The 25,747-nt window shown below is 68.3% G+C and carries 22 protein-coding genes; 14 read left to right on the forward strand and 8 right to left on the reverse strand.

Annotated elements, in window-relative coordinates; genetic code table 11:
• Positions 1-2 precede the first annotated feature (2 nt).
• On the reverse strand, positions 3-1,430 hold the full coding sequence (locus tag GLA29479_RS11250) for a sensor histidine kinase (protein ID WP_057971627.1): 1,428 nt from the start codon (positions 1,428-1,430) through the stop codon (positions 3-5).
• Complete coding sequence (locus GLA29479_RS11255; protein ID WP_057971628.1) at positions 1,423-2,130, reverse strand: response regulator transcription factor; 708 nt, start codon at positions 2,128-2,130, stop codon at positions 1,423-1,425. The genes GLA29479_RS11250 and GLA29479_RS11255 overlap by 8 nt, the downstream gene beginning before the upstream one ends.
• A gap of 203 nt (positions 2,131-2,333) precedes the next feature.
• On the opposite strand from GLA29479_RS11255, the gene GLA29479_RS11260 reads away from it, so the two are divergent.
• The 3 genes from GLA29479_RS11260 (at position 2,334) to phbB (ending at position 5,852) form a co-directional block, all read left to right on the forward strand.
• Positions 2,334-3,518 carry an OprO/OprP family phosphate-selective porin gene (locus tag GLA29479_RS11260; protein WP_057971629.1) on the forward strand — a complete coding sequence of 395 codons (1,185 nt, stop codon included), beginning with the start codon at positions 2,334-2,336 and terminating at the stop codon, positions 3,516-3,518.
• 102 nt (positions 3,519-3,620) lie between these two features.
• Positions 3,621-4,949 (forward strand): CitMHS family transporter, encoded by a 1,329-nt coding sequence (locus tag GLA29479_RS11265; RefSeq protein ID WP_057971630.1) that lies wholly within the window; start codon positions 3,621-3,623, stop codon positions 4,947-4,949.
• A gap of 162 nt (positions 4,950-5,111) precedes the next feature.
• Positions 5,112-5,852 carry an acetoacetyl-CoA reductase gene (phbB, locus tag GLA29479_RS11270; protein WP_057971631.1) on the forward strand — a complete coding sequence of 247 codons (741 nt, stop codon included), beginning with the start codon at positions 5,112-5,114 and terminating at the stop codon, positions 5,850-5,852.
• A 91-nt stretch (positions 5,853-5,943) separates the two neighbouring features.
• Here phbB and GLA29479_RS11275 read toward each other — a convergent pair whose 3' ends face one another.
• Together GLA29479_RS11275 and rsgA are read right to left on the reverse strand one after the other, a co-directional pair.
• Positions 5,944-7,218: a flavohemoglobin expression-modulating QEGLA motif protein gene (locus tag GLA29479_RS11275; RefSeq protein ID WP_057919301.1), complete on the reverse strand. Its 1,275-nt coding sequence runs from the start codon at positions 7,216-7,218 to the stop codon at positions 5,944-5,946.
• A 99-nt stretch (positions 7,219-7,317) separates the two neighbouring features.
• Positions 7,318-8,466, reverse strand: coding sequence for a ribosome small subunit-dependent GTPase A (gene rsgA / locus GLA29479_RS11280; protein ID WP_082638552.1), 1,149 nt, complete (start codon positions 8,464-8,466; stop codon positions 7,318-7,320).
• Between the two features lie 225 nt (positions 8,467-8,691).
• Between rsgA and GLA29479_RS11285 the strand changes: the two genes are divergently transcribed.
• From GLA29479_RS11285 to GLA29479_RS11295, 3 genes are all read left to right on the forward strand, one after another.
• Positions 8,692-9,951 (forward strand): pyridoxal phosphate-dependent aminotransferase, encoded by a 1,260-nt coding sequence (locus tag GLA29479_RS11285; RefSeq protein WP_057971632.1) that lies wholly within the window; start codon positions 8,692-8,694, stop codon positions 9,949-9,951.
• Between the two features lie 7 nt (positions 9,952-9,958).
• Positions 9,959-10,579 carry an SGNH/GDSL hydrolase family protein gene (locus GLA29479_RS11290; RefSeq protein WP_057971633.1) on the forward strand — a complete coding sequence of 207 codons (621 nt, stop codon included), beginning with the start codon at positions 9,959-9,961 and terminating at the stop codon, positions 10,577-10,579.
• A 148-nt stretch (positions 10,580-10,727) separates the two neighbouring features.
• Positions 10,728-11,402 (forward strand): methyltransferase domain-containing protein, encoded by a 675-nt coding sequence (locus GLA29479_RS11295; RefSeq protein WP_057973166.1) that lies wholly within the window; start codon positions 10,728-10,730, stop codon positions 11,400-11,402.
• A gap of 78 nt (positions 11,403-11,480) precedes the next feature.
• Here the strand turns inward: GLA29479_RS11295 and GLA29479_RS11300 are convergent, their stop codons facing one another.
• Positions 11,481-12,266 carry a polysaccharide deacetylase family protein gene (locus GLA29479_RS11300; RefSeq protein WP_057971634.1) on the reverse strand — a complete coding sequence of 262 codons (786 nt, stop codon included), beginning with the start codon at positions 12,264-12,266 and terminating at the stop codon, positions 11,481-11,483.
• 130 nt (positions 12,267-12,396) lie between these two features.
• Here GLA29479_RS11300 and grxD point away from each other — a divergent pair, with 130 nt between their 5' ends.
• Together grxD and GLA29479_RS11310 are read left to right on the forward strand one after the other, a co-directional pair.
• Positions 12,397-13,323: a Grx4 family monothiol glutaredoxin gene (gene grxD / locus GLA29479_RS11305; protein WP_057971635.1), complete on the forward strand. Its 927-nt coding sequence runs from the start codon at positions 12,397-12,399 to the stop codon at positions 13,321-13,323.
• Between the two features lie 304 nt (positions 13,324-13,627).
• Positions 13,628-14,077 carry an NIPSNAP family protein gene (locus GLA29479_RS11310; RefSeq protein ID WP_248842833.1) on the forward strand — a complete coding sequence of 150 codons (450 nt, stop codon included), beginning with the start codon at positions 13,628-13,630 and terminating at the stop codon, positions 14,075-14,077.
• Positions 14,078-14,258: 181 nt separating this feature from the next.
• On the opposite strand, the gene GLA29479_RS11315 is transcribed toward GLA29479_RS11310, so the two are convergent.
• From GLA29479_RS11315 to GLA29479_RS11325, 3 genes are all read right to left on the reverse strand, one after another.
• Positions 14,259-14,816: a DUF924 family protein gene (locus GLA29479_RS11315; RefSeq protein WP_057971636.1), complete on the reverse strand. Its 558-nt coding sequence runs from the start codon at positions 14,814-14,816 to the stop codon at positions 14,259-14,261.
• Positions 14,817-14,936: 120 nt separating this feature from the next.
• The gene (locus tag GLA29479_RS11320) at positions 14,937-15,506 is read right to left on the reverse strand and encodes a lysozyme inhibitor LprI family protein (RefSeq protein WP_057971637.1); all 570 of its coding nucleotides are present in this window, start codon (positions 15,504-15,506) and stop codon (positions 14,937-14,939) included.
• Between the two features lie 307 nt (positions 15,507-15,813).
• Entirely contained in the window at positions 15,814-16,590 is a 777-nt protein-coding gene (locus GLA29479_RS11325) for an AMP nucleosidase (protein ID WP_057919309.1), read from the reverse strand.
• 130 nt (positions 16,591-16,720) lie between these two features.
• Here GLA29479_RS11325 and GLA29479_RS11330 point away from each other — a divergent pair, with 130 nt between their 5' ends.
• The 6 genes from GLA29479_RS11330 to GLA29479_RS11355 all read left to right on the forward strand — a co-directional run bounded on the left by GLA29479_RS11330 (position 16,721) and on the right by GLA29479_RS11355 (position 25,734).
• Positions 16,721-18,172 carry an amidohydrolase gene (locus GLA29479_RS11330; protein ID WP_057971638.1) on the forward strand — a complete coding sequence of 484 codons (1,452 nt, stop codon included), beginning with the start codon at positions 16,721-16,723 and terminating at the stop codon, positions 18,170-18,172.
• A complete protein-coding gene (locus GLA29479_RS11335) occupies positions 18,169-19,530 on the forward strand; it encodes an amidohydrolase family protein (RefSeq protein ID WP_144436468.1) in 1,362 nt (453 codons plus the stop codon). The genes GLA29479_RS11330 and GLA29479_RS11335 overlap by 4 nt, the downstream gene beginning before the upstream one ends.
• A 285-nt stretch (positions 19,531-19,815) precedes the next feature.
• Positions 19,816-20,220 carry a DUF1761 domain-containing protein gene (locus GLA29479_RS11340; protein WP_057919311.1) on the forward strand — a complete coding sequence of 135 codons (405 nt, stop codon included), beginning with the start codon at positions 19,816-19,818 and terminating at the stop codon, positions 20,218-20,220.
• A gap of 10 nt (positions 20,221-20,230) precedes the next feature.
• Complete coding sequence (locus tag GLA29479_RS11345; protein ID WP_057971639.1) at positions 20,231-20,857, forward strand: 2-hydroxychromene-2-carboxylate isomerase; 627 nt, start codon at positions 20,231-20,233, stop codon at positions 20,855-20,857.
• Positions 20,858-20,953: 96 nt separating this feature from the next.
• Positions 20,954-21,898 (forward strand): DegV family protein, encoded by a 945-nt coding sequence (locus GLA29479_RS11350; protein WP_057971640.1) that lies wholly within the window; start codon positions 20,954-20,956, stop codon positions 21,896-21,898.
• Positions 21,899-22,257: 359 nt separating this feature from the next.
• Complete coding sequence (locus GLA29479_RS11355; RefSeq protein WP_082638553.1) at positions 22,258-25,734, forward strand: amidohydrolase family protein; 3,477 nt, start codon at positions 22,258-22,260, stop codon at positions 25,732-25,734.
• Positions 25,735-25,747 lie beyond the last annotated feature (13 nt).

Consider the following 25,747-nt stretch of genomic DNA (forward strand, 5'->3'; position numbering starts at 1 on the left):
TTTCAAACCACGCTCCTCGGCAGGCTGAGAGTGACGATCAGCCCGCCGCCGACCCGATTGGACAGATCGATGCGGCCGCCGTGGCTGTCGACGATGCGTTTGACGATCGCCAGGCCGAGCCCGGCGCCGCCGGCGGCAGCATCGTGGCCGCGGGCGAAGCGCTCGAACACGGTCTGCGCGTCGGCCGGGGCGATGCCGGGGCCGTGGTCGGCCACGGTCAGCACCGCCGTCGAGGCGCCCTCGCCTTCGGCCACGGTCAGAGCGATCTGCAGCGGCCCGCCATCGCTGCCGGGCCGTGGTTGGCCGTGCTTGAGCGCGTTGTCGATCAGGTTCTTGATCGCCTCGCGCAGCAGCAAGGCATCGCCGCGCACCAATACCGGCCCTTGGGTCGCAGCCAGGCGCACGTCGGGGCGCGGGCCGGACTGCGGGATCGATTCGTACAGCGCTTGATGCAGCAGCTCGGCCAGGTCGACGGTCTCGAACTGTTGCAGGTGCGAGCGGTGGATCGCGCTGGCATCGCTGAGCAACTGGTTGAGCAAACGGCTCATGTGGCTGGCGTTGCGTTCGATGGTGACCAGGCTGCGGCGCTGTTCGGCCGGGTCGTCCTCGTCGAGGGCAAGCTGGGCCTGGGCGCGCAAGGCCGCCAGCGGCGTGCGCATCTGATGTGCGGCATCGGCCATGAATGCGCGCAGGGTCTCGTTGCTCGCCGACAGGCGCGCCATGAAACGGTTCAAGGCGCCGACCAGTTGATCGAGTTCGAGCGGCACTTCGCCGGCGACCGGCTTGAGGTCGGAAGGTTCGCGCAGTGACAGATCGCGTTCGAGCTTCTGCAGGGGCCGCAGCGCGCGATGCACGCCGATCCAGACCAGGGCCAGAGCGGCGAACGACAACACGACGATGGCGACGATGGCGCGCAGCACCACATCGTCGGCCAGGGCCTCGCGGGCGATGCGGGTCTGGCCGACCTGGACGATCGCCTGCCCTTGCGTGGCCGGGCCGGCGACCCAGCGCGATACTGCGACGAAGCGGGTGGGCTCACCGCGATACAGCGCATCGAACAAACGCGGCTTGCCATCGAGCGGGGGCGACGGCGGCAACGGCAAGTCGTCGTAACCCGTAATGGTTGCGCCTTCGCGGCTGGCGACGCGGTAGAACACCCGGTCTTCCGGCGCCATCGCCAGCAGATCGAGCGCGGCGTACGGCAGGTCGACCTGCCATTGGCCGTCGACCAGGGCCACGCTGTCGGCGATCGACAGTGCCGAGGCGATCAGCAGGTGATCGTAGGAGCGGTCGGCGGCTGCGCGGCCGTAGCTGCGCGCAGCGACGAACAACAGCACCGCACCGATCAAGGATAAGGCGCCGAGATAAACCAGCAGGGTGCGGCGGATCGAACCGTGCCGCGCCGGCGATGCATGCGTGGATTCACGCATCGAGCGGCTCCGCGCCGACCTGCGTCTCGGCCGGCGGCGCCGCTTCGAGCATGTAGCCCACGCCGCGCACGGTGAGGATGCGCAAGGGCGCGGCGGCAAGGCGCTTGCGCAGGCGGCCGACGTACAACTCGATCGCGTTCGGCCCGGCCTCGTCGTCGAAGCCGAACAGGCCGTTGCCGATCTCGTCCTTGCTGACCACCTGGCCGAGCTTGCCGATCAGGATTTCGAGCAGGCGGAACTCGCGGTTCGGCACGTCGATCGCCTCGCCGTCGAGCGTGACCCGATGCGCGGCGCTGTCGAAGGCCAAGCTGCCGACCTGGATCACGCCGGCGGCGCGGCCCTGGTTACGACGCAGCAGCACCCGACAGCGCGCTTCGAACTCGCGGAAATCGAAAGGCTTGCCGAGGTAATCGTCGGCGCCGACGTCGAGCGCCTTGACCCGGTCCTCGATGCCGTCGCGCGCGGTGAGCATCAGCACCGGCGTGGTGTCGCCGCGCTCGCGTAAGCCAGCGAGCAGGCTGAGGCCGTTGAGCCGCGGCAGGCCGATGTCGAGCACGATCAAGTCGAAGGACTGATAACGAAGCACACTGGCTGCGGCGATGCCGTCGGACTGCCAGTCGACCGCATGACCGTCGCGACGCATCCGCCTGACGATGGCGTCGGCCAGATCCGCGTTGTCCTCGACCAAAAGAATGCGCATCGAACGGGGGCCCTCGCAGTGGCCGAAGTCAGGTACCACCGGGCCGATCTCGGCGGTGAGAACAGTCCAATGACAGGTCAATGACAGCTTCGCCCGCCTAGCCTGCGCTCGAGGGGTTGCGGCTGGCCGTCCTGGCCGAAGCAACTATAAGCGCACCAACACGCGCCTGTCGTCGAAAAACGGCAGAAAAATAGGGAAACCAGATGCCTACGATGGTGCTTTTCCGTCATGCCGCCGCGTGCGCCGCGCTGTGCCTGTTCGCCGCCCCGTGCCTGGCCGAAGACGGCCCGGTCACCGCCGAACTCGGCGGCCGCCTGCACTGGGACTTCGCCGATTTCGACAACGACGCGCGCGGCCTGCGCAACGGCGACGACACCGAGGTGCGCCGGCTGTGGCTCGACGTGTCCGGCAAGTTCTACGGCTGGGGCTACAAGATCGAAGGCGACTTCGCCGGCCTGCAGGACGATTTCTCCAAGGACAGCATCGAAGCCAAGGACGTCTACGTCACCCGCGATTTCAAGGCCGGCAAGCTGACCCTGGGCCAGTTCAAGCAGCACTTCACCCTCGACGACCGCATCAGCTCGAACTACGGCGTATTCATGGAGCGCAGCATGTTCGCCAGCTCGGTCGCGCCGCTGTACCGGCTGGGCGCCGCCTGGATCACCGCGCGCGACGACTACACCGTCGCCGGCAGCGTCTACAGCCTGGAAAGCATCGACGTGTGGCAGGTCAAGGGCCACGCTGTCGGCGCGCGCGGCACTTGGACGCCGCTGCATGCGGACGAACGCACCCTGCACCTGGGCCTGTCGCTGGCGCGCGAGGCCTACGACCATCCCGGCCGCGACGGCGCCAACGCGCTGCGCATCGCGCCGCGCCCGGCCGGGCATCTGTCCGACAACAGCCGCGCGACCTTGGTCAACTTCAATCGCGGGCTCGACACCGACGTCGACAAGTACTCGCTCGAGTTCGGCCTCGCCCACGGACCGCTGTATGTGCAGTCCGAACTCGGCGGCGCCAACTTCGACGACGGCAGCCAGCGCGGCCAGATCCGTTCGGCCTATGGCCTGGTCGGCTGGTTCCTGACCGGCGAGTCGATGCCCTACGACAGCAAGACCGGCCGCTTCGCCCGGGTCAAACCGGCGCGCAGCAGCGGTGCCTGGCAGGTCGCGCTGCGCTACGACACGATCCGCGGCAAGCAGCACCTCGACGGCGCCGCGAATTTCAGCGACGTATCGATGGAGCAGGCGAGCCTCGGGGTGAACTGGCATCTGCGTTCGAACCTGCGCTTCATGCTCGATTGGATCGAGAGTCGCAACCGCGATCGCCTGGCGGGCGTCACGCTCGATCGGACCCGGGCGTTAACGGGGCGGTTCCAGTACGACTTTTGAAGCAGGAGTGAGAGGCGAGGAGTGAGGAGTGAGTAACGGCACTCCGCTCTTGCTCGTTCCTCACTCCTCACTCCTCACTTCTCGCCCCCACCGGAGTTCCTCATGTTGACCGCGCTCGGCTTCGGCATGGTCCTGACCTTCATGTATCTGATCATGAGCAAGCGGATGTCGCCGCTGGTGGCTCTGATCGTGATCCCGATCCTGTTCGCCCTGGTCGGCGGTTTCCGCAACGACATCGGCGAGATGATGATCGAGGGCATCAAGAAGATCGCGCCGACCGGCGTGATGCTGATGTTCGCGATCCTGTACTTCGGGGTGATGATCGATGCCGGTCTGTTCGACCCGGTAGTCAAGCGCATCCTCAAGCTGGTCAAGGGTGACCCGGTCAAGATCGTGGTCGGCACCGCGGTGCTGGCGATGCTGATCTCGCTCGACGGCGACGGCTCGACCACCTACATGATCACCGTCTCGGCGATGCTGCCGCTGTTTCAGCGCCTGCGCATGAACGCGCTCAACCTGACCTGCGTGACCATCCTCGCCGGCGGGGTGATGAACCTGACCCCATGGGGCGGCCCGACCGCGCGCGCCGCGACCGCCTTGCACGTCGACCCCAGCGACGTATTCGTGCCGCTGGTGCCGGCGATGGCGGTGTCCTTGGTCGGCATCCTGCTGCTGGCCTGGTACCTCGGCCTGCGCGAGCGCAAGCGCCTCGGCATCGTCACCCTGGACGGCCATGCCGCCGACTGGAACCCCGACCTCGACACCGCCAGCGACAATCTGCCGACCCTGGCCGACAGCGAAGACACCAAGCGGCCGAAGCTGTTGTGGATCAACGCCGCGCTGACGCTCGGATTGATGACGGCGCTGGTGCTCGGCGTGCTGCCGCTGCCGGTGTTGTTCATGATCGGCTTCGCCTTCGCCCTGGTGATCAACTACCCCGACCTCGCCGAACAGCGCCGCCGCATCGGCAACCATGCCGGTAACGTGCTCGCAGTGGTGTCGCTGATCTTCGCCGCCGGCATTTTCACCGGCATTTTGTCCAACACCGGCATGGTCGAGGCGATGTCGCGCAGCTTCCTGGCGGTGATTCCCGACGCCTGGGGCCCGTACCTGGCGGTGATCACGGCCATCGCGAGCATGCCGTTCACTTTCTTCATGTCCAACGACGCCTTCTACTTCGGCGTGTTGCCGATCCTGTCGGAAGCAGCCGGCCATTACGGCATCACCCCGGTCGAGATGGCGCGTGCCTCGCTCGCCGGCCAGCCGGTGCATCTGCTGAGCCCGCTGGTGCCGTCGACCTATCTGCTGGTCGGCATGGCCAACGTCGATTTCGCCGACCACCAGCGCTTCGCCCTGAAATGGGCGGTGTTGATCTCGCTGGTGCTGATGTTCGCTTCGCTGGCGCTGGCGTTGTATCCGCTGGCGTCTTGAGGCGAGGAGTGAGTAGGCAGGAGTGAGGAGTGAGTGAGAGCGACAAGCTCCCTCACCTCGCACATACGCCTCCACTCACTCTCACTCCTCTCGACTCACTCCTTATCCCTCAACTCACTCCTCTCTGCTTACTTCTCACTCCTACCACCCACGAGGGACGCCATGACACTCCGCATCGCCTACGTCACCAGCGGCATGGGCAGCCTCGGCACCGCGATTTGCCAGAAGCTCGCCCACGGCGGCCACACCGTGGTCGCCGGCTGCGGGCCCAACTCGCCGCGCAAGGCTACTTGGCTGCGCGAACAACGCGAGCTGGGTTTCGATTTCATCGCTTCCGAAGGCAATGCCGCCGACTGGGAGTCGACCGTCGCCGCATTCGCCAAGGTCAAGGCCGAGGTCGGCGAGATCGACGTACTGGTCAACAACGCCGGCGGCACCCGCGACGTGCTGTTCCGGCAGATGACCCGCGAGGACTGGAACGCGGTGATGGCCGGCAACCTGCACAGCCTGTTCAACATCACCAAGCAGGTCATCGACGGCATGTCGGCGCGCGGCTGGGGCCGGATCATCAACATCGCCTCGGTCAGCGCGCAGAAAGGCCAGATCGGCCAGGTCAACTACGCCACGGCGAAGTCGGCGATGCATGGCTTCACCCGCGCCCTGGCCCAGGAGTTCGCCGCGCGCGGCGTCACCGTCAACACGGTATCGCCCGGCTATGTGGCCAGCGCCGCGATCAGCGCGTTTCCGCCCGATGTGCTCGACCGGCTCGCCGCGTCGGTGCCGGTGCGCCGCCTGGGCAAGCCGGACGAGGTCGCCAGCCTGTGCGCGTGGTTGGCCTCGGACGATGCGGCCTTCGTGACCGGTGCGGATTACGCGGTCAACGGCGGGCTGCATATGGCTTGAAGCTAGAAACGAGTGGAGAGGAGTGAGGAATGAGTGAGAGCAAGCTATTGCCCTTACTCACTTCTCACTTTTCTGCACTCACTCCTGGCTCTCAACCGATTTCGCTGAAATCCCCCTCCGCCATCTGGTCGAGGCGGATGCGGTTGGCGAACAGCGAGAACGCCAGCATTCCGGCGAGTCCGTTCGCGCGGGTGATCCACGGCGGCATCCAGCGCGGCGGCGCGAGCACGCCGCTGTCGAACAAGGGCTCGAACCGCTGTACGTCGCCGAGGGTCATCTTGCCGGCGAACAACCAGCGGCACAGGTGCAGCTTCTGTTGGCGCAAGGCCCAGCGGAAGAAGGTGTGCACGCCGACCAGGCCACGCAGATAGACTGCGTCCTTGGTGAAGGCGGAGCCGCCGGTCGTGGGCACGCCGCGGAACACGCGCTGGGCCGAGGCGAAGCTGTCGGCCGGCGTTTGGCCGGCGTCGATGAAGTAGCGGAACACCTGGATGAAATCGGCGCCGTCGAGCGCCATCGCCACCGCGTCGATGCGCAGGCTCAGCCGTTTCATGCGGCCGATGTCGATGCTGCCGGTGATCTGTTCGGCGAAGGTCGCCAGGCCTTCCTGGGTCGCGGTGGTACGCGGCGACGACAGCGCCAGGCTCGGCAGCACCGGCTGTTCGCGGCCGTTGAGCGCGGTCAGCGAGTGCACGAAGGCTTCGTGCTGCAGCAGCTGATGGCGGTCGTAGTCGCTGAAGGCGGCGCCGCTGCGCAGGCGGATGCGGGTCGCGCCGGCGGCGGCCTTGGCGATCAGGTCCGGGTCGAGCACGACCTCGATCACGCGGGCGTCGAAGTAATCGTCGAGATCGCGCTGCAGTTGCAGGCTCAAGGCAGTCGCCGAGATTTCCACGGTTTCGGCCGGCGACATCAGCTCGCGGTCGAGTTCGTTGGCGATCGAGATGAAATGATTGGCGGCCTCGCGCGTGCTCGGCCCCTGCCCGGGCAGCGCCGCATCGGGCTTGCCGAACAACTGCACCGAATAGCCCGTGACCGCGGTCGAGCCCAACGATTCCAGCAACTGCGCGGCCACGCCCCAGGAATGCGCCGATTCGATCAGGTACTCGCCGAGCGGATGATCCGGATCGGCTTCGGCGGCGACCGCTTCGAGCTCACGCCGGGCTTCGCTGAAGTCGTACTTCGGATACTCGATGATCGGCAACTGCGCGGTGCCGCGCGCGTAGTCGTCGAGGAACTGCACCTCCAGGCCCGACGGCCAACTCGCCATGGTCAGCAGCTTGATCCCGCGCGCGACCCGGACCATGCGCGCATCGAGCGCGGCGTGATGCTGGATTTCGCTGTGCAGACTGGGGCTGAGCAGGCTCATGCAGCAGGGCCTTGGGGGTGTTTCGCGGTGGAGAGCGAGAGCGGTTCGGCCAGCGCAAACGCCCCGTCTGCGCCCGGCTTTACGACTGAACCCGGGCGCTCAGCGGCGCCCATGCTTGTCGTCCGGCCGCTTGCCGGGCGCCTTGCCGGCCACTTTCTCGTCGGCCTTCTGCGCGCGCCGGTTGGCCAGCTTGTTGGCCGCGCCGGCGACTTCGTCGCGCAATTTCAAATAGTTGGCGAACCGCTGCGGGTCGAGCCGGCCGCCTTCGATCGCCGCGCGTACGGCGCAGCCGGGTTCGCGGTCGTGCGAGCAGTCGCGGAACTTGCACTGCTCGGCCAAGGCTTCGACGTCGCTGAAATTCTCGGCGACGTCTTCCTCGCCGGTCGGCTTGAGCTCGCGCATGCCCGGGGTGTCGATCAGGCAGGCGCCCGACGGCAGCGGGATCAGGGCGCGGTGGGTGGTGGTGTGGCGGCCACGCGCATCGCTCTCGCGCACCGCGCCGGTCTTCATGCGCTCGATGCCCAGCAGGCTGTTGGTCAGGGTCGACTTGCCGGCGCCGGAAGAACCCACCAGCACCACGGTGCGGCCCGGCTGCAGCCACGGCGCCATCGCCGCGACGCTGCCGTCGCGGTCGCGCGCGTTGACCGCGCGGATCGCCACGCCCTGGGCCAGCTCGATCAAGGCGCCGGTCGCCTCGGCGACCGCGTTCTCGTCGGCGGCGATGGCTTCGTCGGCCTTGGTCAGCACCACCACCGGCTCGGCGCCGCCGCGGACCAGCAGCAGATAGCGCTCGATCCGGCGCGGATTGAAGTCGGCATCCAGCCCGCAGACGATGAACACCGTGTCGATGTTCGCCGCGATCAACTGCTGCTTGTAATGCTCGCCGGCGGCGCCGCGCTTGATCGCGCTGTAGCGCGGCAGCAGCGCGACGACCTTGCCGCGGCTGCCGTCGCCCTCGATCAGCAGCCAGTCGCCGACCCCGGGGCGCTGTTCGGGCGCGACCGAGCCTTTCTTGTAATTGGCCGGGCGCTGCCATTCGGGCAGGGATTCGACCCGATAGCCGCTGTCGGGGCCTTCGGACACGACATAGCCGCTGCGGTGCTGCTCGGTCACCCGCGCCGGGCGGGCCTGAGGGTGGTCGAGCAGCGCCTGGCGCCAGACGGGGTCGGCGGGCAACGGCTCGGCGGCCGTGATCGGCCAGCCGATCGCCTGCAAGGCAGCGAGTTCAGGAGTCAAAGGCGCGGGCAACGAGGGTCATGGCGCGATTCTACATAGGCCGGCCGCGGGTTTCGGCCCCGGCGGCGGGCTCCGGACCGGCGGCGAAGGCGGCGGCGGCCGGGAATGGGGCCGCCGGCGCGGCCAATCCGTGCCCGCCTGCGCAGATCGCCGACGCCCGGAATCGGCGCCCCCGGCTGATTCGCCGGACCGATTCAGCTAGTCTGGGGGTCTCTCCTTCGACCCAGCCCTGCCCCGATGTCATTGCCGCCCCTGAAAACCCGCGAACGCCTGTCCGAAGTCCGTTACGAAATCCGCGGTGAACTGGCCCGGCGAGCCCGTGAGTTGGAGGCCCAGGGACGCAAGCAGATCAAGCTCAACATCGGCAACCCCGGCGCCTTCGGCTTCCGCGCGCCCGAACATCTGCAGCGCGCGATCGCCGACCACATCGCCAACACCGATCCCTATACCCATCAGCAAGGCCTGCCGGCCGCGCGCGAAGCCATCGCCGCGTTCCACAAGCGCCGCGGCACGCCCAACGCCTCGCCCGAGCGCGTGTTCGTCGGCAACGGCGTCAGCGAGCTGATCGACCTGTCGCTGCGCGCCCTGCTCAATCCCGGCGACGAAGTGCTGCTGCCCTCGCCCGACTACCCGCTGTGGTCGGCCGCGACCATCCTCAACGACGGCCGCCCGGTGTATTACCGCTGCCAGCCCGAGAACGGCTTCCTGCCCGACCCGGACGAGATCGAGCAATTGATCTCCAGCCGCACCCGCGCGATCGTGCTGATCAACCCGAACAACCCGACCGGCGCGGCTTACCCGCGCGAGCTGATCGAACGCATCGTCGCGATCGCCGCGCGCCACAAGCTGCTGCTGATGTGCGACGAGATCTACGACTCGATCCTCTACGACGGTGCCCAGTTCACCCCGGTCGCGCCGATCGCCGGCGACCTGCCCTGCCTGAGCTTCGGCGGCCTGTCCAAGGTGCACCGCGCCTGCGGCTGGCGCGTGGGTTGGGCGGTGCTGTCGGGCGACCCGGTCGCCAGCGGCGACTTCCACCACGCCATGGACCTGCTCGGCGCGCTGCGCCTGTGCGCCAACGTGCCGGGCCAGTTCGCGATCGAAGCCGCGCTCAACGGCGAAGACACCATCACCCCGCTGTGCGTGCCGGGCGGACGCCTGTACGAGGCGCGCCGCGCGGTGATCGAGTCGGTCGAAGCCAGCCGGCACCTGGAGCTGGTCGCGCCGGCCGGCGCCCTGTACGCGTTCCCGGCCGTGGTCGGCGCCGCCGCGCAGGGCTTCGACGACCACAAGTTCGCGCTGGAACTGCTCGAAACCGAAGACGTGCTGGTGGTGCCGGGCTCGAGCTTCAACGTGCCCTACCGCAACCACTTCCGCGTCACCCTGCTGCCGCAGCCGGCCGAAGTGCGCGAGGTGTTCCAGCGCATCGAACGCGTGCTCGACCGTTACGCCGAGCGCGGCGCCCAGGTCGAAACGCAGCGCGCCGCGGTGGCCTGAAGCGACCATGGCGCTGTCTTATCTCGCGCTCGGCGATAGCTACACCATTGGCGAAGCCGTGCCCGAAGCCGGGCGTTGGCCGCTGCAGATGGCCGGCACGCTGCGCGAGCGCGGCGTCGACCTCGCCGACCCGCGCATCATCGCCACCACCGGCTGGACCACCGACGAGCTCGCGCTCGCGCTGGATCTGGCCGAACCGCTGGGGCAGTGGGATTTCGTCAGCCTGTTGATCGGCGTCAACAACCAGTACCGCGGCCGCAGCGCGGTGCAGTACGGCGTCGAGTTCCGCGAACTGCTCGAACGCGCGATCCGTTACGCCCACGGCCGCGCCGACCGCGTGCTGGTGCTGTCGATCCCCGATTGGGGCGCGACCCCGTTCGGCGCCAGCGACAAGCGCAGCCCGGCGACGATCGGCGCCGAGCTCGATGTGTTCAATCAGGCCGCGCGCGATATCTGCACGCGGCATGGCGTCGCCTTCGTCGACATCACTCCGGTCTCGCGCGCACGCGGCAGCGAAGCGGCGATGGTCGCCGAGGATGGCCTGCATCCGTCGGCGGCGATGTACACGCAGTGGACCGAACTGGCCGTGCCGGTGGCGCAGCGGCTGCTGGCCTCGCGCGCGGACTGAACGCGGCCGCGCCGAGTGCGGCGACGGTGTACTCGATGCCGCCCCGTCGCGACCGCCGAGCGCGGGCCGCGCCGGGATGCCAAACTGCCGCCGGCGGCACGGCCGCGAACGGAGTCCGGACCCAGCAATGAACGAAGCGGTACAAGCCATGGCCCACGGACAGGCGGACCGCATCGCGCGCGCCTATCTGCCCGAGCACCCGCTCGGCAATCGTTGGGACTATTACTACAGCCGCGCCAAGCTCGGCAGCGATCCGCTCTATCCGGGCGTCAGCGCAGCCTTGCGCGGCACCCGCGCGCCGCTGCTGGACCTGGGCTGCGGCCTCGGCCTGCTCGCCCACACCTTGCTGGCCGACGGCATCCGCCTGCCGTATCGCGGCGTCGACAGCGATGCGGCGAAGATCCGCCGCGCCACCCGCGCCGCGGCGCGGGTCGGCCTGGATCAGGCCGTGTTCGAGACCGTCGACCTCGCTCACGAAGTGCCTGAGCATCGCGGCAGCGTGGTGATGCTCGACGTGCTGCAGTTCATTCCCTACCCGGCGCAGGCACGCGCGATCGACGCCATGATCGCGATGCTGACCCCGGGCGCGCGCCTGGTGATCCGCACCGGCCTCGACGACGGCACCCACCGTGCCCGCATCACCCTCGCGGTCGACCTGTTCTCGCGCGCGCTGGGCTGGATGAATGCGATGCCGCGCTACTACCCCAACGGAGAAGGTTTGCGCGCGCGCTTGCGCGAAGCCGGTCTCGAGGTCGAGTTCACGCCGCTGTTCGGGCGCACGCCGTTCAACAACTGGCGGATCGTGGCGGCGCGACCGGAGTGAGGGGCACGCGGTAACCGGACAGGGCGCGGTCGCGGCTCGCGCCGCTCCTACCCTTATCGGCTCGGCCCAGGCGGCCCCTCATTCGACCGACGGCACCACGCAGCGATAATCCAGCTCGCGCAAACGCCGCAACAACACCGCCATGGTCTCGACATTGCGCCCATGGCGCGCGCCCTCGTGCATCAGCACGATCGCGCCCGGCGCGAGATCTTTTTCGATCCGCGCCACCACCGTGGCCGGGTCGGCCGCGACTGCATCGAAGCCGCGCGCGCTCCACGCCACCCGGATCAAACCGTGCGTGCTCAAGGGCTGCGCGGTGAACGGATTGGCCATGCCGACCACCGCCCGGAACCAGCGCAGGCGCAAGCCGGGGATCAAGGCCTGCAGTCGCGCCTGGGCGCCGCCGATCTCGGCGGCCATCGCCGCCGGCCCCAGCATCCAGAACCGCGCCGCGGGGTGGCTGGCGCTGTGGTTGCCCAGGTCGTGGCCGCGGCGGACGATCTCGCGTAGCAAGTCGGCGCGTTGTTCGGCGCGCTGCGCGACCACGAAGAAGGTGGCCTTGGCCTGGTGGGCGTCGAGCAGATCGAGCAGGGCCAGGGTGTCGTCGGAGGGGCCGTCGTCGATGGTCAGCCAGATCGCGCGTTCGCGGGTCGGCAGCCGCGACAGCACCGGGCTGAACAGACGCGAACGCGGCCACAGGGTGCCCCAGACCATCGCCCCGTGGCTCAGCAGCAAGGCCGGCAGGCCGACGGTCCAGCCGTAGCGCGCCCACAAGGCGACCATCAGCAGCTGCGAGCCGAGGAACAGCCACAGCCAGACACCAGGACGGCGCGGAGGACGATGGGCGACGAGGATGGCGTTCATGCGCGGCGGGCGGTTCCGAGGGTCGGGAGGGGCTCCGCGGCAGCCCGAGACGCCGGCGGATGCCGCATCCTACCTTGCGGCGTAGACTGCCCGCCCCCACCTTGCCCCTATCCCCGCCCGGCTGACCTCCATGTCCCTCGACCCTGCCCTGCGTTCGCGCATCGAAACCCTGCTCCAGTCCAACCGCGTCGTTCTGTTCATGAAGGGCGGCCCCACCGCGCCGCAATGCGGCTTCTCGGCCAAGGCCTCCGGCGCGCTCAACGCGCTGCTGCCGCAGGGCTATGCCCATGTCGACGTGCTGGCCGACGCTGAGATCCGCGAGGGCATCAAGCAATACGGCGAGTGGCCGACGATCCCGCAGCTCTACATCGACGCACAACTGGTCGGCGGCAGCGACATCGTCGAGCAGATGGCCGCCAGCGGCGAGCTGCACGAACTGCTCGGCCTGCCGGTCCCGGACCGCAGCCCGCCGAAGCTGACCATCACTCCGGCCGCGGCGAAGATGTTGCGCGACGCGGTGGCCAATGCCGGCGACAACTACGCGGTGCAGCTTGAAGTCGATGCGCGCCACAACGTCCGTCTGCAACTGGCGCCGGTCGACGCCAACGCCATCGCCGTCGAGGCCGAAGGCGTGCGCGTGCAGACCGACTGGATCAACGCCCGCCGCGCCGACGGCGTCAGCATCGACTGGGCCGACGACGAACGCGGCCGCGGCCTGGTCATCACCAACCCCAACGCCCCGCCGGCGGTGCAGCCGATCGCCCCCGAGCAGGCGCTCGCGCGCGCCGGCGAAGGCTCGCTGCGCGTGGTCGACGTGCGTCCCGCCGACGAACGCGCGATCGCCCGCGTCGGCATCGCTTTCGATACCTTCGATGCCGGCACCGATGCCCTCGAAGGCCTGCCCAAGGACACCCCGCTGGCGTTCCTGTGCCACCACGGCGGCCGCAGCGCCCAGGCCGCCGAGCACTTCCGCCAGCTCGGTTTCCGCGAGGTCTACAACATCGAAGGCGGCATCGACGCCTGGGCCAACCTGGACGCTTCGATTCCGAAGTACTGATCGATCGGCAGTTCTGATCGATCGGCAAGCCCGCATCGAACGGCCGCGACGCCCTGCGTCGCGGCCGTTTCGTTTTGTGGGCCGGGCTGGCGGATCGCCGCGCCGGCTCGGGCGGGTGCGCGGTCGCGACTCGCGTCGCTCCTACCCGAGCGCTGGCAACGCCGCGGATGGTCGTCGCTCTACCAACTTCTGGCCGATGGACATGGCGTGGCCATCGCCTAAGCTCGGCGCCGGCAACCACGCCTTGCCCCTTGCCCGCACGACCATCGCCACGGACCGGCGCATCCGACCCGGAGTCTTCTTCGTGAACGCTACCGCCGTGCCCGCCCTTCGCCGTTGTGCGCTCGCCCTGCTTCTGTGCCTGCTCTGCGCCGCCCCCGTGGCCCAGGCCAGCGACACCCCGGCCGCCACCGCCGCTCCCGTACAACAACTGCGCATCTACGAAATCTTCGAAGACACCAAACCGCATTTCCACGCCCGCTTCCGCGATCACGCCCTGCGCATCATGCGCCGCTACGACTTCCGCATCGTCGCTATGTGGGAGACCAAAACCGCGCAGCGCACCGAATTCGCCTACCTGCTCGAATGGCCCGACGAGACGACGATGAAGGACCGCTGGAGCAAGTTCATGGCCGACGAAGAATGGTCCGAGATCAAGCGCCAGACCCGCGTGCACGGCCGCATGGTCGGCGAGATCCAGGACCGCACCCTGCGCGTCGTCCCGTATTCGCCGCAGCAGCGGTTGTTGGATTGATGCGGCCGTAGCCGGAGCGCCGCCTGCGAGGGTAGGAGCGGCGCGAGCCGCGACGCAGGCTGACGGACTGCGGCGTCGGTTCGGGTGGGCGCGCGGTCGCGACTTGCGTCGCTCCTACCCAAGAGCGGCGGCGTCGCTCCTACAGGGGATACGACGCGTTCGCGGGGAAACGCGCCCCGGCTCAGCCCTTGAACCCGCCGCCATCGAGATAGGCCTGCTCCTCGACCGTGCTGTCCCGACCGAGCGCGGCATTGCGGTGCGGGAAGCGGCCGAAGCGCTCGATGATCTCGAGATGAGCCAGGGCCCACTGCGCGGCGTCGCTGCCGTCCTGGTTCGGCGGCAGGCCACGGTGCAATTCGACCGAACGGCGTTGATCGTCGATGGCCTCGGAATGCTCGAACGGCAAATAGAAGAACGCGCGCAGCGCCGGCTCGATGCTGCGGTCGTGGCCGAGTTCGAGCGCGCGCCGAGCGTAGTGCCGCGCGAGCGGGTCGGTCGCGTAGGAATGCGCGCTGCCGCGGAAGACGTTGCGCGGAATCTGATCGAGCAGGATCAACAGGGCCAGCGCGGATTCGGCATCGCGCTCGACCCAATCGTCGTGTTCGCGCCGCGCCGCGGCATGGTGCGCTTCGAGAAAGCCGCTGCGGCATTGGTGATCGAAGCTGTCGTTGCGATCGAACCAACGGGCGGGCCCGGCGTTGCGCCAGAAATCGACGACGTCTTTCGCGGTCACGGACATGCGGGTTCTCGCTGAGGATCAAGTGGCGAACCCTAGCAAACCAAGCGCGAAGCTGTCGCGCTCACCCTGCGACGGGCACCAAGCCGCATCGACATGAATCGCCGAAGATCGCAGGCCGCATCAAGCGGCCTGATCCTCGCCCAACTGCGTCTCCAGCTCGTTGATCCAGGCCACGGTGATGCTTTCCATGGTCACCGCGTGGATCAAGGGACGGATCGGCCCGGCCGAGTACGAATGCGAGACGAAACGCGCATGGCATTCGCGAAAAGTCAGCCAGGCTTCGTGCGCCCGCTCGAACGCCGCCAGGCCGTCGCCGTCGAGCTGCTTGCGCAGATGCGCGACCAAGCCCTGCAAGCGCACTTCCTCGCGGCTGAGTTCGGCGATCGCCTGCTGGCTCATGTCGGCTTCGCTGACCCGCGCGTCCTCGTTGTCGCGCGCGACCGCGGCGGCCTTGCTGAAGTAACTGTCGGCGATGCGCGCCGCGGTTTCGGCCTTGCCGACCAGCCGGCTTTCGAAGCGGCGCAGTTCCTCGACGCTGGTATGAGCGCCGTCGAGCTCCTGCTTGAGCGCCAGCAACTGCTTGCCGCGCTCGATCGCGTCGACCGTGCCGCGACGTTCGGCGAAACGCTGGATGAAGTAGAACGCCCAGGTAAGCAAGGCGCCGATGATGGTGAAGATGAGCTGTTCCATGACCTGTCCTCCGGCCGTGGAATACAGTGTCGGCGCGCGAGGTCTCAGGCCGTGCGATGTCGTGTGCTTGGCGTCGCAGAACCCCTATAAAAACAGGCTTATCCGCTCGTTCATCGATAAACGGTTCAGGGCTGCGCGGCGGATCTGCGATGGCGGACACGGCGCGCGCGCAAAGCGGTTGCTGCCCTCACCGCAACCCCTCTCCCGCGGGCGGGAGAGGGATTTTGTGCGTTGGCGCTTACACGTGAGTGATCCGTCATGACGGCGCGAATCACTCAAAGGCGGAAAGGCTGGCGCGCTGCGGCGGTTATTCGTCGAAGCGCAAATGCCGCACCGACTTGCCGTGGCGGCGGATCAGCTTCAGCGCTTCGATGCCGACGCTGATGTGGGTGTCGACGAAGTTCGCGCTGACCTTGGCGTCCGAGGCTTCGGTCTTGACGCCTTCGGGGATCATCGGCTGGTCGGACACCAACAGCAGCGCGCCGCAGGGAATGCGGTTGGCGAAGCCGGCGGCGAACACGGTCGCGGTCTCCATGTCGATGGCCATGCAGCGCATCTGGCGCAGGCGTTCCTTGAAGGCTTCGTCGTGCTCCCAGACGCGGCGGTTGGTGGTGTAGACCGAGCCCGTCCAGTAGTCGTGGCCGAGGTCGCGGATGGTGGTCGAGACCGCGCGTTGCAGGGCGAAGGCCGGCAGGGCCGGCACTTCCGGCAGCAGGTAATCGTTGGAGGTGCCTTCGCCGCGGATCGCCGCGATCGGCAACACCAGGTCGCCGAGCTGGTTCTTGCGCTTGAGGCCACCGCACTTGCCGAGGAACAACACCGCCTTGGGCATGATCGCCGACAGCAGGTCCATCATGGTCGCGGCGTTGGGGCTGCCCATGCCGAAGTTGATCATGGTGATGCCGTCGAAGGTCGCGCTCGGCATCGGCCGGTCCAGGCCGACCACTTCGGCGCCGGTCAGGCGCGCGAAGGTGTGCAGGTAGCCGCCGAAATTGGTCAGCAGGACGTGCTCGCCGAACTGGTCCAGGGGCACGCCGGTGTAGCGCGGCAGCCAGTTTTCGACGATCTGTTCTTTCTCTTTCATGGTCTGTGCCTGTTCTTGTTGTTGTCCGGCCATTGTCGCACCGCCCATGACGATAGTCAGGGTTGGCAGGGGCTCGGGCGGCCGTTACGGTTCCGAGGTTGTCCGTCGCTCGCTCTGTCTGGGGGAATCCATGTTTCGACCGCTACTGGCCGGCTGCGGCCTGGCGCTGCTCGCCGGCGCCGTGCAGGCCGCCACGCCCACGTCGGCCTCTCGCTACACCCAGGACCCTTATCCGAGCACCTACAAGGCAATCGCCGCCGGCCCGGTGCTGCTGCAGCACGCCACCGTGCTGACCGGCGCCGGCCAGCGCCTGGACGACGCCGACGTGCTGCTGCGCGACGGCAAGGTGGTCGCGGTCGGCCGCGGCCTCGATGCGCCCAGCGACGCCGCCCGCGTCGATGCGAGCGGCAAGTGGATCACCCCGGGCATCATCGACGTGCACTCGCACCTCGGCGTCTACCCGAGCCCCGGCGTCGGCGCGCACGCCGACGGCAATGAAATGACCGGCCCGGTCACCCCGAACGTCTGGGCCGAGCATTCGGTGTGGCCGCAGGACCCCGGCTTCGCCGCGGCGCTCGCCGGCGGCATCACCTCGCTGCAGATCCTGCCCGGCTCGGCCAACCTGATCGGCGGACGCGGGGTGACGCTGAAGAACGTCCCGGCCACCAGCTACCAGGCGATGAAATTCCCGGCCGCGCCGTGGGGCCTGAAGATGGCCTGCGGCGAAAACCCCAAGCGCGTCTACGGCAGCCGCAACACGCCGCCGGGCACGCGCATGGGTAACGTCGCCGGCTACCGCGCCGCCTTCATCGACGCCAGCGAATACCTGCGCAAGACCGCGCCGAAGGCCGCCGCGCCGCAGAAGAAGCGCTGGTGGCAGAGCAGCGCCAAGCCCGGCAACGGCAACGGCGCCGACAGCGAGAAGGACACCGGCGGCAAGCGCGACCTCAAGCTCGACACCCTGGCCGGCGCGATCAAGGGCGACATCCTCGTCCACATCCACTGCTACCGCGCCGACGAGATGACCACGATGCTCGACCTGGCCAAGGAGTTCGGCTTCAAGGTCAGCGCCTTCCACCACGGCGTGGAGGCCTACAAGATCGCCGACCGCCTGGCCGCCGAAGGCGTGTGCGGCGCGCTGTGGGCCGACTGGTGGGGCTTCAAGATGGAGGCCTTCGACGGCATTCAGGAAAACATCGCCATCGTCGACCGCCCGGCCAACAGCTGCGCGATCGTGCATTCGGATTCCGAGGAAGGCATCCAGCGCCTCAACCAGGAAGCGGCCAAGGTGATCGCGCACGCGCGCTTGGCCGGCATCGACATCGCGCCGGAACGGGCGATCCGCTGGCTGACCCAGAACCCGGCCAAGGCGCTCGGCATCGGCGAGCGCACCGGCACCCTCGAACCCGGCAAGATGGGCGACGTGGTGGTGTGGAACGGCAACCCCTTCAGCGTCTACGCCAAGGCCGAGCAGGTTTATGTCGACGGTGCGCGCGTCTACGACCGCGCCGACCCGTCGCGGCAACCCAAGTCGGACTTCCTGCTCGGGCAACCGGCGACCCAGACCGGAGGCGTGCGATGAGCCGTCGCCGAATCGAACCCTTGTCCATCGAACCCTTGTCCGACGCCGTGGCAGCGAACGCGGCAACGCGCGGGTTGCGCCGCAGCGCGTTGCTGCTCGCCCTGATCGGCGCTTGCGCGAGCTTCGCCGCATCCGCGCAGAACGTCCTGATCCGCAACGCCACCGTGCACACCGCGACCGCGCAGGGCTCGCTCGAACAGACCGACGTGCTGGTCGGCAACGGCGTGGTGCGCGCGATCGGCAAGGGGCTGTCGGCACCGGCCGGCGCCCAGGTGATCGAAGCCGAAGGCCGGCCACTGACCCCGACCCTGTTCGGCGGCATCAGCGAGATCGGCCTGGAGGAAGTCTCCGGCGAAAAATCCACGGTCGACCAGACCATGGCGCTCGGCGCCGACACCAAGGAAATGACGGTGCGGCCGGAGTTCGACGTGACCCTGGCCTACAACCCCGATTCGGTGTTGATCCCGGTGGCGCGCATCGAAGGCATCGGCTGGACCCTGCTCGGCGTCGGCACCGCCACCGGCGGCTCGATCGTCGCCGGCCAGGGCGGCGTCGAACGGCTCGACGGCGGCCCCGACCCGGTCGGCCCGCGCGTGTTGTTCGTGCGCCTGGGCAAGGACGGCCTGGGCCTCAGCGGCAGTTCGCGCGCGGCGCAGTGGATGATCCTCGACCAGTTGATCGACGAGGCGCGCGGCCGCATCGCACCCGGCCACCATGCCGCGCTGCTGACGCCGGCCGGGCGCTCGACCCTGCTCAAATACCTCGACGGCGGCGGCCGCATCGTGTTCGGCGTCGACCGCGCCGCCGACATCCGCCAGCTGCTGCGCTGGTCGGCGCGGCACCGGCTGCGCATCGCCATCGCCGGCGGCGGCGAAGCCTGGCGGCTCGCGCCGCAGCTCGCCGCGGCCAAGGTGCCGGTGTTCGTCAATCCGCTGTCCAACCTGCCGAGCGATTTCGACCAGGTCGGCGCCAGCATGGAAAACGCCGCGCGCCTGCGCGCGGCCGGGGTCGCGGTGGGTTTCAGCGAAGGCGGCGCCTCGCACAACGCACGCAAGGTGCGCCAGCTCGCCGGCAACGCGGTCGCCGCGGGCCTGCCCTGGGCGGACGGCCTGGCCGGCCTGACCCGGGTGCCGGCCGAAGCCTTCGGCGTGGCCGGCCAAGTCGGCGCCATCGCCCCGGGCCAGCGCGCCGACCTGGTGCTGTGGAGCGGCGATCCGCTCGATGTCGCCCACGTCGCCCTGCAAGTGTGGATGGACGGCCGCGCGATCGAGATGCGCAGCCGCCAGACCGAGCTGCGCGACCGTTATCTGCACGGCGACACCGGCCTGCCGCGCGCGTATCCGGCGCCGGCGCGGTGAGGCAACGGCCCGGCCGCTTCATCGGAGCGGCTGGTGAATCCTGCCGGTTCCTGGGGTAGGAGCGGCGCAAGCCGCGACCGCGAAGCCGCAACAGCGACGCGGCTGCGGGGGCGAGGCCGCGGTTGATGGAAGGTTCCGCGCTCGAATCGGCGATGACGACGCGGCTGCAAGAACACGGTCGCGGCTTGCGCCGCTCCTACCCTGGAACGGCTCGGTTGGGCCGTCGCCGCCGCAGCCGATAACCCAGGCGTATCCTGTCGTCTGCCGACGAACAGGAGACCCGCGATGACTCTGCCCACCCTCGAACTCAACTGGCTGGCGATCCTCGCGGCGACCGCCTCGTCCTTCCTGCTCGGCGGGCTCTGGTACGGGCCTTTGTTCAAGAAGCGCTGGTGCCGCGAGGCCGGGGTCGACCCCGATGCCAAGCCCGGCCACCCCGGCCGCGTGTTCGCCACCGCCATCGCCTGCAGCTTTCTCGCCGCGCTGATGTTCGCCGTGTTCCTGCCGCCCAACGCCAATGCCGCCGACGGCTTCGGCGTCGGCTTCGTGGTCGGGCTGTTCTTCGTCTCGATGAGCTTCGGCATCAACTACGCCTTCGCCCAGCGCAGCCTGATGCTGTGGATGATCGACGCCGGTTACCACATCCTCCAGTTCGCCCTCTACGGCCTGATCCTCGGCGCCTGGAAATAAGAGACCGACCATGACCACGCTGCGCTGGTACTTCGACTTCATCTCGCCGTTCTCTTACCTGCAGTGGCAGAAGCTGCGGCCGATGGTGCGCGAACGCGCGATCGAGCTGGTGCCGGTCGCATTCGGCGCCGTGCTCGAGGCGCGCGGCCAGAAGGGCCCGGCCGAGATCGTCGGCAAGCGCGAGTTCACCTACCGGCACGTGCTGTGGCAGGCGCGGCGCGAAGGCGTTGCCCTGCGCTTCCCGCCGGCGCATCCGTTCAACCCGCTGGCCGCGCTGCGCTTGTGCCTGGTCGCCGGCTCCACCCCCGAGGCGGTCGATGCGATCTTCGACTGGATCTGGCGGCGCGGCGAAGCCGGCGACAGCGCCGAGGCGCTGGCGCCGGTGATCGATGCGCTCGGGGTCCAGGCCGAAGCGCTCGGCGCCGACGCGATCAAGGCGGCGCTGCGCGAGAACACCGAGGCGGCGTTGGTGGCCGGTGTCTTCGGTGTCCCTACGTTGAGCATTGGAGATGAGCTGTTCTGGGGCAACGATGCCCACGAGTTCGCTCTTGACGCACTGCAACATCCCGAACTGCTGGACGACCCGGAGATGCAGCGTTTGAAGCAACTGCCGGTGGGGATACGTCGCCGCGCCTGAACGACGCAAGCCCGGGGCGCGCTCACGCGTGACTCATGTCTCAAAAAGGTATGCTGCGGTCCTATCCGATCACCACGCGCCCTACCCGGGGGGAACATGCGCATTGGAATCGTCGTCGACTCCGCTTGCGATCTGCCGTTGGAATACCTGGAACGGCACGACATCCATCTGTTGCCGATCACCGTGCGCATCGGCCAGGCGGTATTGGCCGATCACCGCAACGAACAGGCCACGCTGCAATTCCTGCATACCCACCTGGCCGAACGCGGTTTCGAGGCCGAGACCACGCCGTTCACCGTGCAACAGGTGCGCGACCTGTTCGTCAGCCAGCTCGTGATCGATTACGACTACGTGTTCTGCATGACGATCACCAAGACCCGCAGCCCGGTCTACGAGAACGCCAACCAGGCCAGCTTCGCGATCCTCAACGACTACAAGCCGGTGCGTTCGGCGGCCGGCATCAACACGCCGTTCGCGTTGCGGGTGATCGACACCCTCAACCTGTTCGCCGCCCAGGGCATCACCGCGGTCGAAGCGGTGCGCCTGCGCGCCGCCGGCGAAGGCGCGCCGAAGATCCGCGCGCGCCTGGAGCATCTGGCCCTGCACACCCACGGCTATCTGATCCCGCGCGATCTCAACTACCTGCGCGCGCGCACCCGCGTGCGCGGCGACCGCAGCGTCAGCTTCCTCAGCGCCACCCTCGGGACCGCGCTCGACATCAAGCCGGTGCTGCACTGCAACCGCGGCGAGACCGGCCCGGTCGCCAAGATCAAGGGCTACGAGAACGCAGCGCAGAAGCTGTTCGAGTTCACCGCGAACAAGGCCGAGAGCGGGCTGCTGACCCCGACCGTCTGCGTCAGCTACGGCGGCGAGCTGTCCGAGCTGCGCGCCCTGCCCGGCTACGAGCGCCTGCGCGAGGCCTGCCGCAACAGCAACGTCGAGCTGTTCGAAAGCGTCATGAGCCTGACCGGCATGGTCAACGTCGGCAAGGGCGCGGTGGTGGTCGGCTTCGCCGCCGAACAGGCCGACTTCAAGGGCTGAGCGGGCGCGGTCGAAGCGTCGACGCGAATGCAGCAGCGCTAAGAGCGAATCTCCCCCGCCCCCTCTTTGCCGAAGAGGGGAATCGATTCGATGCGCGGGAAGAACGAAGCGCGGATCGCCGACATTCGCTGCCTGGAAAGAACTCCGCAGCTCGGATGACATTCACCCTCCCCCGCCTGACGCCAGCACTTCCCTCTTTGACAAAGAGGGGTTGGGGGGAGATTTGCTTTGCTCGCAAGACGCAGCGATAGCGACAGCGACACCTCGCCATACCCCACCAAGCACGACTTTTAGCCCAGGTGTCCGGGCATCGCTGCGGGTTAGGCTCGCCGCACTGTCCGCTCCAGGTAACCGCTTCGATGCCCAGTCACCGCCTGCTCGCCCTTGCGCTCGCCAGCGCGCTCGCCGTCCCGGCTTATGCCCAGACCCCGCCGCAACCTGCGCCGCAGCCCGCACCGCAAGACAAGAAACAGGGCGATAAACAAGGCGATGCGCCCGCCGCCCAGTTGGAACAGGACGCGCTGAAACCCGCCGGCACCGATCCGGCGCGCGCTTCGGCGCAGACCGCCAAGGGCGTCAGCAAGCCCGGCGACAAGGACGAGAAAAAGTGGGACGTCTCGGCGCCGCACGGCCAGACCAAGACCGTGCGCTTCGACACCGACGAAGGCACCTGGATGGACCTGGACGTGTCGCCCGACGGCCGCGAGATCGCGTTCTCGCTGCTCGGCGATCTGTACCGGCTGCCGATCGGCGGCGGTCAAGCCAAGCGCATCACCAGCGGCCCGGCCTGGGACGTGCAGCCGCGCTGGTCGCCCGACGGCCGCGAACTCGCTTTCACCTCCGACCGCGGCGGCGGCAACAACCTGTGGCGGATCAAGGCCGACGGCAGCAACGCCGTCGCTGTGACCAAGGAAGACTTCCGCCTGCTCAACAACCCGGCGTGGACGCCGGACGGCCAGTTCCTGGTCGGACGCAAGCATTTCACCGGCGAGCGTTCGCTCGGCGCCGGCGAGTTGTGGATCTACCACGCCGCCGGCGGCGGTGGCGGCCTGCAACTGACCAAGCAGAAGAACGACCAGCAGGACCTCGGCGAACCGGCGCTGTCGCCGGACGGCCGCTACGTCTATTACTCCGAGGACGTCAGCGCCGGCCCCGCCTTCCAGTACAACAAGAACGTCCACGACACCGTCTATGCGATCAAGCGCTTCGACCGCGAGACCGGCAAGAGCGAAACCGTGATCGGCACGCCCGGCGGCGCAGTGCGGCCGCAGCCCTCGCCCGACGGCAAGTCGCTGGCCTTCGTCAAACGCATCCGCGACAAGTCGGTGCTGCACGTGCTCGACCTGGCCAGCGGCGAAACCCGCCCGGTCTGGGACGGGCTGTCGCACGACATGCAGGAGGCCTGGGCGATCTTCGGGCCGTACGCGAATTTCTCCTGGACCCCGGACTCCAAGTCGGTGGTGATCTGGGCGCAGGGCAAGCTGTGGCGCGTCGGCATCGCCAGCGGCAAGCCCGAGGCGATCCCGTTCCAGGCGTCGATCGAACAGACCGTGGCCGAGCCGCTGCGCTTCGAACAGAAACTCGACGAAGGCCGCTTCGCGCCGAAGATGATCCGCGACGTCGCCACCAGCGCCGACAGCAAGACCCTGATCTTCCACGCTGTCGGCCACCTGTGGCGCAAGCGCCTGCCCGACGGCAAGCCCGAGCGCCTCACCGGCAACGACAACCTTTACGAATACCAGCCCAGCTTCAGCGCCGACGGCGGCAAGCTGCTGTACACGACCTGGTCCGACGAAGCGCTCAGCGCGATCTACGTCGCCAGCGCCGGCGGTGGCGGCGGCAAGCGCCTGACCCAGGACAAGGGCTTCTACTACGGCCCGCGCTTCTCGCCAGACGGCAAGCGCATCGTCTACGCCAAGGCCGGCGGCGGCGGCCTCACCGGCAGCCTGTGGTCGGCCGATCGCGGCATCTACGTGATGTCGGCCGACGGCGGCAAGCCGACCCGCGTCGCCGACAACGGCGAAGCGCCGCAGTTCAGCGCCGACGGCAGCCGCGTGTATTACCTGACCGGCGGCGGCCTGAAGAAGAAGCTGATGTCGGTCGGCCTGCACGGCGAAGAGCCGCGCGAGGTCTACAACCTCAAGTACGTCGACTCGGTCAGCATCAGCCCGGACGGCAAGTGGGTGGCGTTCACCGAGCTGTTCAACGCCTATGTCGCGCCGCTGATGACCACCGGCAGCTCGGTCGAACTGAGCAAGGACAGCAAGGCGATGCCGGTGACGCCGGTCAGCGCCGACGTCGGCAGCTACCTGCACTGGGCCGCCGACTCGAAGTCGCTGCACTGGATGGTCGGCGACCGCTACTACTCGCGTCCGCTCAACCAGGCCTTCGCCTTCCTGCCGGGCGCGCCGGCGACGCCGGCGAAACCGTCCGCCGACGAACCCGGCGTGCGCGTCGGGCTCGACCTGCCGGTGTACGCGCCGCGCGACACCGTCGCCTTCACTCACGCACGCGTGGTGACGATGCGCAACGCCGAGACCGCACAGGAAGTGATCGAGGACGCCACCGTGGTGGTGCGCGGCGACAAGATCGAAGCGGTCGGCGCCAGCGGCGCGGTCGCGGTGCCGGCCGGCGCGCGCGTCATCGACGCCACCGGCAAGACCATCCTGCCGGGCTACATCGACGTGCACGCGCACGCCGCGCATTTCGGCCAAGGCGTAGTCCCGCAGCAGAACTGGGCCTACTACACCAACCTCGCCTTCGGCATCACCACCATGCACGATCCCTCGGCGACCACCGAGTTCGTGTTCTCCGAAGCCGAGCTGCTCAAGGCCGGCAAGATGGTCGGCCCGCGCGTGTTCTCGACCGGCACGATCCTGTACGGCGCCGACGGCGACTTCAAGGCGGTGATCAACTCGATCGACGACGCCCGCAGCCACCTGCGCCGGATGAAGGCCAACGGCGCGTTTTCGGTCAAGAGCTATAACCAGCCGCGCCGCGAACAGCACCAGCAGATCAACCAGGCCGCGCGCGAGCTCGGCATGCTGGTGGTCGAGGAAGGCGGTTCGACCTTCAACCACAATATGCCGATGATCCTCGACGGCGTGACCGGCATCGAGCACAACATCCCGGTCGCGCCGCTGTACAAGGACGTGGTCGAACTGTGGCGGCAGACCGACGTGCGCAACACCCCGACCCTGGTGGTCAGCTACGGCGGCCTGTCCGGCGAGTACTGGTGGTATGCGCGCGACAACGTCTGGGAAGACAAGAAGCTCAACCGCTTCTTCCCGCGCGAAACCCTCGACGCGCGTTCGATCCGCCGCGAGACCGCGCCGGACTGGGATTACTGGCATGTCCAGGTCGCCAAGTCGGTGAAGAAGTTGCGCGACGCTGGGGTCAAGATCCAGGTCGGCGGCCACGGCCAGTTGCAGGGCCTGTCGGCGAACTGGGAAATCTGGATGCTGCCGCAGGGCGGTTTCAGCAACTTCGAGGCCTTGCGCGCGGCCACCATCGACGGCGCCGATTACCTCGGCCTGTCCAAGCAGCTCGGCTCGCTCGAAGCCGGCAAGAAGGCCGACCTGGTGGTGCTCAACAGCAATCCGCTGGAGAACATCCGCGCGACCATCGACACGCGCTACGTGATGGTCGACGGGCGCTTGTTCGACGTCGACGCCGACATGGCCGAACTCGGCAATCTGGGCGAGAAGGCGCCGCACTTCTATTGGCAGCGCCATCGCGACGGCCAGACCTTCGGCATCGAGTTCGGCCCGACCTCGGTCTGCCATTGCCCGAAGGGACACGGCCCGCACGAAGCGCACGGGCACGAGGAAGACTGAGACGAAAGAAGAC

It is taken from the genome of Lysobacter antibioticus, from assembly GCF_001442535.1.
GTDB lineage: Bacteria > Pseudomonadota > Gammaproteobacteria > Xanthomonadales > Xanthomonadaceae > Lysobacter > Lysobacter antibioticus.

Excerpts from the sequence above, each read along its gene's own strand:
- GLA29479_RS11250 (WP_057971627.1), bottom strand. The coding sequence starts at position 1,430 with ATGCGTGAATCCACGCATGCATCGCCGGCGCGGCACGGTTCGATCCGC.
- GLA29479_RS11255 (WP_057971628.1), bottom strand. The coding sequence starts at position 2,130 with ATGCGCATTCTTTTGGTCGAGGACAACGCGGATCTGGCCGACGCCATC.
- GLA29479_RS11260 (WP_057971629.1), top strand. The coding sequence starts at position 2,334 with ATGCCTACGATGGTGCTTTTCCGTCATGCCGCCGCGTGCGCCGCGCTG.
- GLA29479_RS11265 (WP_057971630.1), top strand. The coding sequence starts at position 3,621 with ATGTTGACCGCGCTCGGCTTCGGCATGGTCCTGACCTTCATGTATCTG.
- phbB (WP_057971631.1), top strand. The coding sequence starts at position 5,112 with ATGACACTCCGCATCGCCTACGTCACCAGCGGCATGGGCAGCCTCGGC.
- GLA29479_RS11275 (WP_057919301.1), bottom strand. The coding sequence starts at position 7,218 with ATGAGCCTGCTCAGCCCCAGTCTGCACAGCGAAATCCAGCATCACGCC.
- GLA29479_RS11285 (WP_057971632.1), top strand. The coding sequence starts at position 8,692 with ATGTCATTGCCGCCCCTGAAAACCCGCGAACGCCTGTCCGAAGTCCGT.
- GLA29479_RS11290 (WP_057971633.1), top strand. The coding sequence starts at position 9,959 with ATGGCGCTGTCTTATCTCGCGCTCGGCGATAGCTACACCATTGGCGAA.
- GLA29479_RS11295 (WP_057973166.1), top strand. The coding sequence starts at position 10,728 with ATGGCCCACGGACAGGCGGACCGCATCGCGCGCGCCTATCTGCCCGAG.
- GLA29479_RS11300 (WP_057971634.1), bottom strand. The coding sequence starts at position 12,266 with ATGAACGCCATCCTCGTCGCCCATCGTCCTCCGCGCCGTCCTGGTGTC.
- grxD (WP_057971635.1), top strand. The coding sequence starts at position 12,397 with ATGTCCCTCGACCCTGCCCTGCGTTCGCGCATCGAAACCCTGCTCCAG.
- GLA29479_RS11315 (WP_057971636.1), bottom strand. The coding sequence starts at position 14,816 with ATGTCCGTGACCGCGAAAGACGTCGTCGATTTCTGGCGCAACGCCGGG.
- GLA29479_RS11320 (WP_057971637.1), bottom strand. The coding sequence starts at position 15,506 with ATGGAACAGCTCATCTTCACCATCATCGGCGCCTTGCTTACCTGGGCG.
- GLA29479_RS11325 (WP_057919309.1), bottom strand. The coding sequence starts at position 16,590 with ATGAAAGAGAAAGAACAGATCGTCGAAAACTGGCTGCCGCGCTACACC.
- GLA29479_RS11330 (WP_057971638.1), top strand. The coding sequence starts at position 16,721 with ATGTTTCGACCGCTACTGGCCGGCTGCGGCCTGGCGCTGCTCGCCGGC.
- GLA29479_RS11335 (WP_144436468.1), top strand. The coding sequence starts at position 18,169 with ATGAGCCGTCGCCGAATCGAACCCTTGTCCATCGAACCCTTGTCCGAC.
- GLA29479_RS11340 (WP_057919311.1), top strand. The coding sequence starts at position 19,816 with ATGACTCTGCCCACCCTCGAACTCAACTGGCTGGCGATCCTCGCGGCG.
- GLA29479_RS11345 (WP_057971639.1), top strand. The coding sequence starts at position 20,231 with ATGACCACGCTGCGCTGGTACTTCGACTTCATCTCGCCGTTCTCTTAC.
- GLA29479_RS11350 (WP_057971640.1), top strand. The coding sequence starts at position 20,954 with ATGCGCATTGGAATCGTCGTCGACTCCGCTTGCGATCTGCCGTTGGAA.
- GLA29479_RS11355 (WP_082638553.1), top strand. The coding sequence starts at position 22,258 with ATGCCCAGTCACCGCCTGCTCGCCCTTGCGCTCGCCAGCGCGCTCGCC.